Source organism: Acinetobacter bereziniae, assembly GCF_016576965.1.
GTDB classification, from domain to species: domain Bacteria; phylum Pseudomonadota; class Gammaproteobacteria; order Pseudomonadales; family Moraxellaceae; genus Acinetobacter; species Acinetobacter bereziniae.
In genome coordinates this window covers 2,119,080-2,131,412 of sequence record NZ_CP066119.1, presented here as the reverse complement: position 1 = coordinate 2,131,412, position 12,333 = coordinate 2,119,080, and the positions used below count along the sequence as shown (strand labels likewise).

The 12,333-nt window shown below is 34.0% G+C and carries 12 protein-coding genes; 4 read left to right on the top strand and 8 right to left on the bottom strand.

The window, feature by feature from the left end; genetic code table 11:
* Nucleotides 1–432: 432 nt before the first annotated feature.
* A complete protein-coding gene (locus I9192_RS09860) occupies nucleotides 433–1,341 on the top strand; it encodes an alpha/beta hydrolase (RefSeq protein WP_005029308.1) in 909 nt (302 codons plus the stop codon).
* A 34-nt stretch (nucleotides 1,342–1,375) separates the two neighbouring features.
* Here I9192_RS09860 and I9192_RS09855 read toward each other — a convergent pair whose 3' ends face one another.
* The 6 genes from I9192_RS09855 to I9192_RS09830 form a co-directional block, all read right to left on the bottom strand.
* Complete coding sequence (locus I9192_RS09855) at nucleotides 1,376–2,395, bottom strand: sensor domain-containing diguanylate cyclase (protein ID WP_005029310.1); 1,020 nt, start codon at nucleotides 2,393–2,395, stop codon at nucleotides 1,376–1,378.
* Nucleotides 2,396–2,863: 468 nt separating this feature from the next.
* Nucleotides 2,864–3,298, bottom strand: coding sequence for a tetratricopeptide repeat protein (locus I9192_RS09850; protein ID WP_227567304.1), 435 nt, complete (start codon nucleotides 3,296–3,298; stop codon nucleotides 2,864–2,866).
* Between the two features lie 133 nt (nucleotides 3,299–3,431).
* Nucleotides 3,432–4,564 (bottom strand): IS3 family transposase gene (locus I9192_RS09845; protein WP_223672967.1). Its coding sequence is split into 2 segments (ribosomal slippage): nucleotides 3,432–4,312 and nucleotides 4,312–4,564, totalling 1,134 coding nucleotides; the frame shifts between segments, so codons are not numbered across the junction.
* 53 nt (nucleotides 4,565–4,617) lie between these two features.
* Nucleotides 4,618–4,863 (bottom strand): tetratricopeptide repeat protein, encoded by a 246-nt coding sequence (locus I9192_RS09840; protein WP_228289339.1) that lies wholly within the window; start codon nucleotides 4,861–4,863, stop codon nucleotides 4,618–4,620.
* A gap of 508 nt (nucleotides 4,864–5,371) precedes the next feature.
* Entirely contained in the window at nucleotides 5,372–6,403 is a 1,032-nt protein-coding gene (locus I9192_RS09835) for a hypothetical protein (protein ID WP_200150359.1), read from the bottom strand.
* Nucleotides 6,404–6,477: 74 nt separating this feature from the next.
* On the bottom strand, nucleotides 6,478–7,461 hold the full coding sequence (locus I9192_RS09830) for an ion transporter (RefSeq protein ID WP_005029315.1): 984 nt from the start codon (nucleotides 7,459–7,461) through the stop codon (nucleotides 6,478–6,480).
* 461 nt (nucleotides 7,462–7,922) lie between these two features.
* Between I9192_RS09830 and I9192_RS09825 the strand changes: the two genes are divergently transcribed.
* Entirely contained in the window at nucleotides 7,923–8,408 is a 486-nt protein-coding gene (locus I9192_RS09825) for an Lrp/AsnC family transcriptional regulator (RefSeq protein ID WP_004831033.1), read from the top strand.
* A 320-nt stretch (nucleotides 8,409–8,728) separates the two neighbouring features.
* A complete protein-coding gene (gene mqo / locus I9192_RS09820; protein ID WP_005029317.1) occupies nucleotides 8,729–10,372 on the top strand; it encodes a malate dehydrogenase (quinone) in 1,644 nt (547 codons plus the stop codon).
* A 336-nt stretch (nucleotides 10,373–10,708) separates the two neighbouring features.
* On the opposite strand, the gene I9192_RS09815 is transcribed toward mqo, so the two are convergent.
* On the bottom strand, nucleotides 10,709–11,044 hold the full coding sequence (locus tag I9192_RS09815) for a helix-turn-helix domain-containing protein (RefSeq protein WP_004831035.1): 336 nt from the start codon (nucleotides 11,042–11,044) through the stop codon (nucleotides 10,709–10,711).
* 41 nt (nucleotides 11,045–11,085) lie between these two features.
* On the opposite strand from I9192_RS09815, the gene I9192_RS09810 reads away from it, so the two are divergent.
* Nucleotides 11,086–11,601: a hypothetical protein gene (locus I9192_RS09810; protein WP_227567271.1), complete on the top strand. Its 516-nt coding sequence runs from the start codon at nucleotides 11,086–11,088 to the stop codon at nucleotides 11,599–11,601.
* Between the two features lie 122 nt (nucleotides 11,602–11,723).
* Here I9192_RS09810 and I9192_RS09805 read toward each other — a convergent pair whose 3' ends face one another.
* Nucleotides 11,724–12,224, bottom strand: a complete 501-nt coding sequence (locus I9192_RS09805) for a hypothetical protein (RefSeq protein WP_004831038.1) — start codon at nucleotides 12,222–12,224, stop codon at nucleotides 11,724–11,726.
* Nucleotides 12,225–12,333: the final 109 nt, after the last annotated feature.

Here is a 12,333-nt window from a genome sequence, read left to right as displayed (position 1 = left end):
GCCAGATATAGATGAAAAATCATGCTGATGGGTAACAGTGTAATGTAGAGTAATCAATAGAACTGATTTTTTGCTACAAAGCATGTTCAATTGGTCAAGTTTTAACTTTTACTTCATTAATAAAATAATGACCCTCTGATTTTACTTGGATAAATCATAAAATTAAAATCCGACAAACTGCAAAAAACAATAAAAATATCAAATAAAATTAATAACATAATCAAATATCACACATTATCAACAGTACAAAAATTCATCCTAATCGTTGAATTTTCTTCCACCAAATCATGCATTTTATTCGGTAATATTAAAGAAATTATCGATCTCTCTATCTAAACCTATTTAGAGCGGAAAAATTATTCTTAAACAAAGAAATTCTTTTACCTTAAAAAATTTTAAGTAATCCAAACTCAAGACGGGGCTGTATTGAACATGACAAAAATTACAAAAGAAACCTTAGAACAACCTTCAAATACCCAAATTGTAAAAATACACAAGTATTTAGAATCAAGTATCCTTGATTATCGTGGTGATACTTTATTTAGCCGTATCTATCCCCTACTTGGAAAAGAAAGCATTATCTTATTGCATGGCGGACCGGGTTTTCCAAGTGACCTTACAGAAGTTGTAGAATCTTTTAAGCACCAGTTTCAAATCATTGTATTTCATCAAAGAGGTACAAAAAAATCCCCGTGTATAAGCGGAGATTACTCATTAGAGGCATATATCAATGATATTGAAACGGTACGTAAATTTTATAAAATTGATAAGTTTCACTTATGGGGACATTCTTGGGGTGGACTTTACGCTCAAGTCTATACAGAAAAATATCCCGATCATTTACTCAGTCTGTTCTTATGTAACCCGGGATCTGGAACAAACACACAGTGGCAGCAAACTGAAAACGAAGTGATGCAATTCAATAAATCCAAGGTCAGTTCTTGGCAATGGACAAAAATGGGAATAAATAGTTTTTTAGGAATGCTTGGTTTTGATAAAGCTTATCAAAACCTCTTTAGACAAGTCATGAAAAACTATCATGCAGAATTTATCTCCACAGAAAATATTGAACAGACCGAAGATTTTTCCTTATTAAAAGCAAAACCCATCAATAAAACCAGAGCTGAAATTATCAAATACCCACTGCTCAAAGGTTTAACTCAAGCTGATTTTAAAATTACCATCCTATATGGCGATCAGGACATATACACCAACAGCAAACATTTTGTAATTGATCGTTACCCGACAGCAACTGTCTTTAATGTTGTAAATTCTGGTCATTTACCTTGGTTACATCATTCCCAAGCCTATAAAGATATTTTGAGTAGTCACTATCAATAGTCTCATGAAAACCCTCAGAGATTAAAATAGGGATTTACATTTTGACATTCAAATTGATCACTTTACGGGCACGTTTATGTTCGTACATTTTAAGATCAGCGAACTCGATCAACTTATTCAGTTCCAATGCATCTTCAGGAAAAAACGCCAATCCGACGCTTGCTCCCATATTCAGTCTAACATTTTCAAATACAAACGGTAGTCCACATGCCTCTACAATACGATTCATCACTTTCTTTGCTAAATCTTGATCACCTAAGCTACTTAAGATTACCGCAAATTCATCACCACCTAAACGTGCCACTAAATCATCTTGCCGAGTAATACTTACAATACGCTTCCCTATTTCCTTTAACGCTTCATCACCTAAACGATGACCATATTGATCATTGATTGGCTTTAATCCATCCATATCAATCATCAATATTCCCAAAAGTTTTTGAGTACGTTTTGCTTTTTCTACCCCTTGTCTTAAACAGTCCAGAAACAAAGCACGATTAGCCAACCCAGTTAAAGTATCTTGCGTTGCTAATTTATATAATTCTTGCGCACCAAATTTCGAAGCATGATACATTGCCGCGGCAATCAACTCCGACATCAGTGTCAATAAATTGATATCGGCGTCTTTAAATGCATTTACACGTTCTGAATAGATTTTTAAAACACCTATCGGTTCATCAGAATGAATCAATGGAACGACAGCCATTGAACGTAAACCAACTCGTCTACATGCCTCTCGATCAACACGCTCATCTACTTCGCTGTCTTTACAATAAAGTGTGCGATTTTGAGCTATACACAACCCAGAAAGGCTAGAATCCATTTTTAAACGTAGACCCAGAAATGCAGTTGCACCATTCGATACAGCACGGTAAACCATATCCCCATGCTCAGCGAGTTCTACAATTGCCCCTTTGGCTTGAGTAATCAGTTGAACTTGTTCAGCCACCAATGTCATTACTGCATTGATGTCTAAACCCAATTTAGCAATTGCCGTCTGTGTTTGAATGACTGAAAGCAATTGCTTGGCTGTTGGTTGTTTCGTTTTAGACATACATCATCCTAGACGAGTTATACAATACAAGAAGAAATACACAGTGATCGCAATACTTCATCAATCATATTTTTCATTTTTGATTAACTGTAAAATATGAACGAAATACAATGAAGATGCATTAAAACTTTGAAACACATCTTATGATGATTCATATTTAAAGTATATTACTGTGCTCACTAAATTCATGATGAAATACTCAATTTAACCTGTATTATTGAGCTGTGTCAGCGTTTGATTAGCAATCATCCGTTATATCAACGTATAATTTAAAATAATGTGATTTCCTTAATATTATCTGAATACTTTTTAATCAAAAACACCAATAAATACTCAATCTGTGCCAGATCATTCAGGATAAACCGTCAAATTTCTTTTAAGATGAAATAAGTTTTAAATATTCAAAGAATAAAGAATAATGAACAAAATGATTGAGCAAGAGGATACCTTATCATCCAAAGCATTGAGCTATTGCTTGTACATTAAATCGAGATATTCTGAGGCTTTAGTTTGACCTTGCTTTGCTGCCGCTTTAAGCCAGTAAATTGCTGTCTGTTTATCTTCGGAAATTCCGAAATTCCCCATAAGCATCATGCCAGTTAAATATTGTCCATCTCTATCACCATTCTCTGCACTTTTTTTAAACCATTTATAAGCTTCTGCATAATTGCGCTTATCACCATCACCTTTGAAGTAAATAGAACCCAGCCGATTGAAAACCTTTGTATTTCCTTTTTCTGCGAGTATTAAATAATAAGGTTCTGCAGAAGCAATATCTTCTCGTTCGAAATAATAATATTGCGCTAATGCATAAATATCTTCATCATTTCCCTTATTGGCAAGTTGCTTGAGTAACTGCTCGATATATTTTTCATCGCGCGGAATAAGATGACGATAATACAACTTGAGTAGATTTCTTTGAGCGTCAGTAACATCTCTTTCGGCAGCAATTTTGAACCATTTTGCGGATTCAAGAGAGGTGGTCCCACTTGTTTGAACAACTAAAAGCTTATTTATAAGTGATACTCTGCTCTAGTTAAGCTACCTTATTTTGTTGTGGTAGCTGGTCATAGTAAAACTCATCTGGAGTCATTTTGTCCAGACTCGAATGAGGTCGTTTCAAATTATAAAATTCAAAATATGCGTTTAATTGCTTCTTCGCATCCAAAACATTGCTGTAGGCTTTGAGATACACCTCTTCATATTTAACGCTCCGCCATAATCGTTCAACCATCACATTATCAACCCATCGACCTTTACCATCCATACTGATTTGAATGCCATTTGATTTCAATACATCAATAAATGCATCACTGGTAAACTGACTGCCTTGGTCTGTATTAAAGACTTCAGGTCGGCCATATTTTTCAATAGCTTCATTTAATGTTTCTATGCAAAATGTAACCTCCATACTAATCGATACTCTATGCGCAAGTACCTTGCGGCTATGCCAATCAATCACAGCACATAAATAAACAAAGCCTTTTGCCATAGGGATATACGTTATATCCGTAGACCACACTTGATTACTGCGCTGAATAGCCAATCCTTTGAGCAGATATGGATATTTACGGTGAGCTTGATTGGCCTGACTTAGATTTGGTTTACGATATAACGCATTAATGCCCATTTTCTTCATTAAAGTACGTGTATGACGTCGTCCTATATGATGTCCTTGACGATTCAATAAATCACGCATCATACGGCTACCTGCAAAAGGGTATTGCATATGTAACTCATCCATACAGCGCATCAGCTTCAGATCTGATTCACTCACAGGTTTTGGGCGATAGTAATAACAACCACGGGAGACTTTCAGCAGCTTAGCTTGCTTAGATACTGAAATCTGAAGTGAGTCATCGATTAACTTTTGTGGTTGAAGCGACCCAGTTTCTTCAACACACCTTCTAAAAAATCAATTTCTAATGCCTGCTCACCGATTTTTGCATGTAGTTTTTTTAGATCGATGGGTGGTTCTGTTGGAGCTTTTGATTGATCGAAAGCTTGCGAGGAAGCTGAAATCAGTTGATTTTTCCAGTCAATAATTTGGTTTTGATGAACATCAAATTCAGCACTCAATTCAGCAAGTGTTTTTTCTGCTTTAATCGCAGCAAGTGCTACCTTAGCTTTAAAGTCATTTGAATGATTTCTTCTTGGTCTACGTGTCATAAAATACTCCATATATTGATGTTTATAACATCATTTGGGGAGCAAAATATCACTTATAAGTGTTGTTCAAATTTCCTGATCCACCTCTCAAGATAATCTTGTTTGACACCTTTTCCATAAAAATAAATTAAACCTAAATTATGATTCGCCGAACGATGACCCAAGGCTGAAGCCTTTTTATATAGTTCTATTGCCTTTGGTAGGTCCTGTTCAACACCTTGACCAGTCTGCGTTAAATATCCCAAATCAAAAAGTGCTTGTTTTTGGTTCAATGCCGCTTTCTGTTGTATCTCTGTCACATTGATTTCAAGATCAGCTGAATATACAACATTGCTCAATAACATCAGTTTTAAAATTGAAATATATATAAATTTTCTTATTTCCACTCGTACAAACGCATCTCTATATAAGAGTAAAATATGTTAAACAAAAATAAGCGATATTCAAATACTATGAATTGTCTTTTTCCCAAAGTGCAGTTTTACAAACATTCATACTAAAAGCACAACGATAGATATCGCCGCAATGAACTTCAATATGAACTGTCTCTGATCATGTTATAAAAAAGTCCCTCAAAGTCGACACTTATCAATTCAATAAAACAAGTTAAAAACAATCTTTGAATCAAAAATTTGCATTGTATTTCGTTATGTTGGTCGCTTTATGTTTCTGGTTGAAATAGTGCAATGTAAGGTTGTTAAGTGTCTATCAAACTATTTTATGTTTACTACATACCATTATTTGATTTTACTTCTACAGCTCCAGAGGTTGAAGCGTCATATCGTCAATGAATAAGCTTGAATCCTATTACTCAGGACAGCTGTTCACCATTGTATTCTTTAAGGATTCAGGTATTTGTTCAATTCCAAATGCACTGTATAAGCGGTTTATACGCGCTCGATTGCCCTTAAAAGAGCACATTAGCCCAGCAACCTGAGTGATTCGGCTAAATGAAGGATAACGTTCTAAGGCAAGTATTGAACCACGTTCAACTCGATCCCAGTCAATGCTGTTACGCTCTAGGTCAAATGGGTTTCCTCGATCAATAGCCGTAAAAACGATCAGATAATAATACATATCCTGATTTGGACCAGAATTTAAACGCTTGATGTCACCGATCACCTCATTAATCATTCCAGGATAGCCGCCGAGCCATTTCTGATCATTAATCGCGATATAGGTATTATAAATCGGACGATATGAAGGAAATTTTGCAATACCTTCTTTATATGTTGCATAAGCCTCTTTGGCTGCATCAAAATTTTGGTATGATTTTAATAAAGCAACATAATAAAAAGGATCTTTGGAGGCAATGTCTTTATGTTCTTGTAAAAAAGAGATTCGTTGCATTTGTAATTTTATAAAAATTTCAAGGTCATCTTGAGAGACTTCATGGATATAATTTCCACCTCTATAGACCCATGATTTCGCACCCAATAGATAGGCTTGAAACAGATATGGTAAAGGTGATTTAGGCGTTGCCTTTAACCACTCATCAGCAAGTTGCTGTTGTTGTTCCCAAACTGACTCATCCCGTGTTCTATATCTTTCTGTTATTTCAGCAAGTTTCTCTAAATATATGGTATGTCTATTCTTACCATTTAAAAAAATTGCTTCCGACTTTAATTCTTTGGAAATAAGACGATCAAGCGCTTTAAAGTCTTTTTTCGCAAGCAACAACATTATTTCTTCTTTAATAGCTAATGCTTCACTATAAGTATCACCACGAATAATGGTCATTTTTCCAAGTTTTTTATAATCTTGTTCAGTTACATCTGCATAAACAGAACTATTAAAATGGACCACAGCAAGTACAGCTAATAAAATTTTTTTAATCATTGGTAAAATTAATAAGAATCAAGTATAAAAATCTTACCGATATAAATCATATTTTACAACAGCTTGACTCAATATTACTCTGGTAACTTATGACCGCAATGTGGGCAAAAACAGTATTTATTCTTTTCTCTTTCCGCCTCTTCTTCTTTTCTTTCACGAATGAGTTGTAAAACAATGTCACGGGTTTGATCAATAGATAGACCAACTTCTCGGCGAATATTGTCTATTTTTTCTTCATCATGGATAATATCAATCTCACAACTTTGCAATAAATCTCTGAATTTTAATTCTAATTGCTGTTTTCTTAACTCAAGTTCATTGGCTAAACCATTTGCCAAAATACCTGCTGGTAAAGCCGCTAAACCAACGCCAAGAATCGTGATCATTGCGCCCAAAAAACGTCCCAGTGGCGTAATAGGTGTGACATCACCATAACCCACTGTTGTTAATGTTACGACTGCCCACCACATTGAGGCAGGAATAGAACTAAATACTTCTGGCTGTGCTCGTCCTTCCACAACATAGATGCCTGCTGCCGCCATCACGATCATGATCACTAAAATAAAAATGACGGCTTGAAAAGAGCCTTTTTCACGTTCAATTACACGCAACAGAATTTGTAGTGAAATAAAATAACGAGTGAGTTTTAACAAACGCAATAAACGTAAAATCCGCAGGAATCTCAAGTCGATATGTACAAAGAAATTGATATATGCAGGCAAGATTGCCAGCAAATCAATAATTGCGGCCCCACTTGTTACGTAATTCCAGCGAGCTTTCCATTCAGATTCAAAAGGTTCTTTTTCGGCAATACTCCAAAAACGTAAAACATATTCAACCGTGAAAACCACTATGGATATATCTTCAAAAGTATCAAAATAAAGTTGGTACGCTTTATACACATCGTTAATGGACTCTAAAAGTACAGCAATCACATTTCCAATAATCAGAAAAATGAGCGAAAAATTGATCGCACGACTAAACCATGTTTCATAATCATCATTGTGTAGATTGTCATAAACAAATTTTCTGAGGGTGTACCAAGCTGTGAAGCGCATCAATTGTTCTTTATTTTAAAGATGACTCATTTTAATACGGATTGGCTGAATTGCACATCATCATGCCCTGAGCTTTACAAATTTACAGCTTGAACTCAGCAAAAAAGCTTTATTAAAGACATAAATATATTTTCATTATTTCATAAATTTTTATTATATAATCACACGAATTGACGCACTAGATTCAATATAGCGACATAAATATATAATCTTTGAGAAGTCTATAAAGTCTTTTTTAAGCTGACAAATAAGCAGCGGACAGTATCGTTAAAGGCACCCTTCCTCTAAAGATACTATCCGCCAAATCAAAGCCAGTCTCCCAAATGTCTCTGATTTAATAAGTTTATTTTAGCGCTATGTTGAATAGAATGTTTTCCGTATTTTATATAAATCTCTAATTTTTTCGGAATGATTTTTCAAATATCTTTATTTTTTCGAAAATATTTTCTGTGGTACAGCTTATGAATGATAGCCAATACACCTTAGACCGAATTGATCGCAAAATTTTATCGGCACTTCGTCAAGATGGGCGTTTAACTATCGCTCAACTTTCAGAACTTGTTGGACTTTCCTCTTCTCCATGTTGGACTCGTGTTAAACGTCTTGAGTCTTTAAATGTGATTGAAGGCTATACTGCGACAATCAATGCCAAGGCAATTGGGATTAACGAACTCTTTTTTATCGAAATCACCTTAGAACGTCATGATGATGAAATTTTAGAACAATTTAGTGATGCGCTCAGTCAAATGCCAGAAGTGGTTGAAGCACATTTGGTGACAGGAGATTATGATTATTTGGTTAAAGTCGCGGTCAAGAATGCCGAACATTACGAACGTTTTTTACGTAAAAACTTATACTCAATGAAAGGCATTCGTCATACTCGATCTATTTTTGCTTTACGTCCATTAAAATTAGAAAATAAAGCAGACCTGATGCTGATTGAATAGCGAAATTTTAAAGAAGAGTTTAAAAAAATGAGCGATCAAAAACTCTTCTTTGTTCGCTTATTTTTCACACTATTTTAATGAATAAAAACACTAACACCTACAAAAAATAATACTTTAGTCTAAGCATTTTTCGTATAAATATCACACAAATTTACTATTCAAAATTTAATCTGTTTATTTTTTACTCACATCTTTACAAATTTAAAAACAAATTATTTCATATATTTAAATCGTTTACGCAAAAAAACATTACACAAACTAACATTTATGTAACTTTTCTACATTACAATATTATTAAAACTTGATGAAACAGGAAATATATGAAGAGATTTTTTAAATACCTACTGATTGTCATCGGAGTTGTATTTGTTATTGGACTGATCTTTTTATTCAGACCAATTAGCTCTAAAAAAGTGACTACAGCAGCTGATGAACCTGTTGTTGATGTGGTACTTGTCGGTGGCGGTATTATGAGTGCGACATTGGGGACATACCTCAATGAAGTTGAACCTGATTGGACAGTCCAAATGTATGAAAGATTGGATCAAGTGGGTCAAGAAAGTTCTGCAGGATTTAATAATGCAGGTACTGGACACTCAGGCTTTATGGAAATGAACTATACCCCTGAAAAAGACGGTAAAGTTGACATTAAAAAAGCCATTGATACTGCATCACAATTTGAAGTAAGTAAGCAATTCTGGTCATATCAAGTCAAAAATGGTGTCTTAGGTCAACCATCTAGCTTCATTAATCCTGTTCCTCATATTGCCTTTGTTTGGGGCGATAGCGTGAACTACATGAAGAAGCGCTACGATGCAATGCGTCAAAGTCCAATGTTTGAAGGATTAAAATATACTGAGAATCCTGATGAAATCAAACAATGGGCGCCTCTAGTCATGCAAGGTCGTGATGCAAATCAAAAAGTTGCAGCGACACGTATGGATGTAGGTTCAGATGTCAACTATGGTTCAATCACCACACAATTAGTTGATCATTTGAAGAAGCAACCAAACTTCAAGCTTGAAACATCAACTGAAGTAACTGGCATCAGTCAAAATGAAGACAAGACTTGGACTGTATCGTTTAAGAACTTAAAAACCAATCAAGCAAGCCATGTTAAAACTCGCCATGTATTTATTGGTGCGGGTGGTGCTGCAATCAGATTATTGCAGATGACAGGTCTTGAAGAAACCAAGCAATATGCTGGCTTCCCGATCGGTGGTATCTTCTTAATGACAGATAATCCTGCTGTTACAGCACAACATACTGCAAAAGTATATGGTAAGCCTGAGTTAGGTGCACCGCCAATGTCTGTTCCACACATTGATACTCGTTATGTTGATGGTAAAAAATATGTGTTGTTTGGTCCATTTGCCACATATTCAAACAAGTTCCTTAAAAATGGTTCTCAGTTTGATTTGATTGATGCGACCAACAAAAACAATGTCATTCCAATGGCAACCATTGGTGTTGAAAATCTAGACTTAGTGAAGTACTTGGTGAGTCAAGTCGCGATGTCTAAGCAAGATCAGTTCAATGAATTGAAAAAGTATTACCCTGATGCAAAAATTGAAGATTGGAACCTAAGCCAAGCAGGTCAACGTGTTCAAATCATCAAAAAAGCACCGGGCAAACCAGCTACCCTTCAGTTTGGTACTGAAATCTTTAGTTCTAAAGACGGTTCAATCACTGCGTTACTTGGTGCTTCTCCAGGTGCATCAACTTCACCATATATTATGTTGAGTTTGATGGAAAAAGCTTTCCCTGAGCAAGTAAAAGGTAAATGGAATCCTAAGTTGCATGAGATTGTAAAATCTTATCAACAGGATTTAAACAGCAACCCTGCTCTACTGGATCAAGTACGTACTTATACCAGCGCTACTTTGGGTTTAAATTATACACCTACGCGTAAAGCTGCTAATGATGCGACCACAGCAACTCCTGCTGTTGCAAATGCACATTAATTTGCGTTGATTAAAAAGATGAGCTTAGGCTCATCTTTTTTTATGGCTGAATGACTGATTTTGTGCTTTAATATATACAGTATGAGATGAGCCTTATATGAGTATAGCGTGAGTTATACGAGGAGCCCCTGAATAAGGGGCTTTTTAATGCCTACTCAAAAACTTTCTGATTAAGCAAATAGTTATTAAAGAAAATTAAGCTTTACCCAATTGATTAATTTATAAAAGATGAGCAAAAACTTTATTTATTTTCACTGAATCAAATTGATTTAAAACAGATCATTATAATTTTAGAATAATAAAATTTGAATTTAATAATCTACTTATAAAAATAGATTACGAGGATTTATTTTGAATCAAACTATATATCAGTTGTTTTAAGTTATCTTGAATATCTTTGGGTAATTGTATAAATAAAGCATCGATAGGCATCTTATCCCAATTTTCTGAGACATTCTCTTGCTCATCTAAACTTTCAGCCAATAAGAATAGTTGTGCGACAGAACAATTAAAAGCTTCCGCAAGGTATTGGAGTATTGCAGGACTGTACCCTTGATTGCCATTCTCAAGATTGGAAATGTTACTTTTTGAAGTATTGGAAAAATCGGCTAATTGCTGTTGAGTCCAGCCCTTCCGTTTTCGCAAATAACGTATTGCATGACCTATATCCATTCCTTGATATTAGCTTAACAAAGTATCCTAAGCGTATTGCAATGCAATATATTGTGCATCAAAAGTATTGTTTTACAAAACAAGAGTTTTGCAATACAATACCCACTCATTCACTAAAATTTAGAAAAATGATGAAGCATTCAAATATTGTTAAAAATATTTCTACAGATTTAGCCGATGTTATTATTATCATTCAAACAGCACTTGAAAATTATTTAATTGATTTAAGTATAAAAGTAGTGAATAAAGAAGAGCTTGATTATTTTTGTACAGCATTATTATTTACCATTTGTTCAAATAGTATCAGTGATACGAATAAGCAATTTGTATTAACTCAATTTGAAAATCCAGAATATGCAGATATTAAGATTGATTATTATTCTCAATATTTCAATCCAAATGCAACCTTATTTATAGATGATCAACAGATCTACCCTATGCTATTGGCATTTTTTGACTCTATCAATACTGATTTTGACCCACTAAATATTAATTCGATTATTGTTATTTTGAATTTTAAAAAGATGATGATGAATATTATAAAAAAGTATAGTTAACGATTTTCATTCGAATCGATGAAACTGATTATTTCATATTTGAAATAGAATATTTGATATCTCAAATAGTTATAGATTAATTATAATAAGGTACATTTTACACTTAATATTTTAAAAAAATTTTATACTCCAAAATGTAAAACATATAATTGTCCATTTGAATCAATGACTTTTTTAAAACATTCAGCTATTTTTTTAAATTGATCGATAATATCATCTCGTTGATAGGTTAATTTTTCTTGTTTTAAACTATTTCTGACAATTCGACATTCCTTACTTTCACTAAACGGATCTTCATCATCTGCAAGTTGATAAGAATAACCACCATTTAGTTTTAAAGTTTCTGTTGAGAGTTTAAGAATATCCACGATATGTACAAATAAATCATATGCTTGTTGAGCCCCATCAATGTCAATAATAGTTACACCATAAAGATTTAATCCCATATGTCTTATTTCCATCGATGGATTATAAGCAGGTATCCATTGTAAAAAATCATAAAAATACAGAATAAGATCATCATGAATTGAAACATCATAAGGTACTTTATTTATTACATTCATATAATCTTGATATGTATATATTTCTTTATTTGAAACAACAAAATCGTGAACTAGAGCCATTTTTCACCTTTTTATACAAGATTTATGCAATTTTTTTAATCTCATTGTCTAAACTGTTCTTCTCATTCTATTTAAGTCAATCATATCTATAAGCGCTTATATAAACTAA

What these genes read in the sequence shown, in the direction of transcription:
- I9192_RS09860 (WP_005029308.1), top strand. Translation starts at nt 433, where the DNA reads ATGACAAAAATTACAAAAGAAACCTTAGAACAACCTTCAAATACCCAA.
- I9192_RS09855 (WP_005029310.1), bottom strand. Translation starts at nt 2,395, where the DNA reads ATGTCTAAAACGAAACAACCAACAGCCAAGCAATTGCTTTCAGTCATT.
- I9192_RS09835 (WP_200150359.1), bottom strand. Translation starts at nt 6,403, where the DNA reads ATGATTAAAAAAATTTTATTAGCTGTACTTGCTGTGGTCCATTTTAAT.
- I9192_RS09830 (WP_005029315.1), bottom strand. Translation starts at nt 7,461, where the DNA reads ATGCGCTTCACAGCTTGGTACACCCTCAGAAAATTTGTTTATGACAAT.
- I9192_RS09825 (WP_004831033.1), top strand. Translation starts at nt 7,923, where the DNA reads ATGAATGATAGCCAATACACCTTAGACCGAATTGATCGCAAAATTTTA.
- mqo (WP_005029317.1), top strand. Translation starts at nt 8,729, where the DNA reads ATGAAGAGATTTTTTAAATACCTACTGATTGTCATCGGAGTTGTATTT.
- I9192_RS09815 (WP_004831035.1), bottom strand. Translation starts at nt 11,044, where the DNA reads ATGGATATAGGTCATGCAATACGTTATTTGCGAAAACGGAAGGGCTGG.
- I9192_RS09810 (WP_227567271.1), top strand. Translation starts at nt 11,086, where the DNA reads ATGCAATATATTGTGCATCAAAAGTATTGTTTTACAAAACAAGAGTTT.
- I9192_RS09805 (WP_004831038.1), bottom strand. Translation starts at nt 12,224, where the DNA reads ATGGCTCTAGTTCACGATTTTGTTGTTTCAAATAAAGAAATATATACA.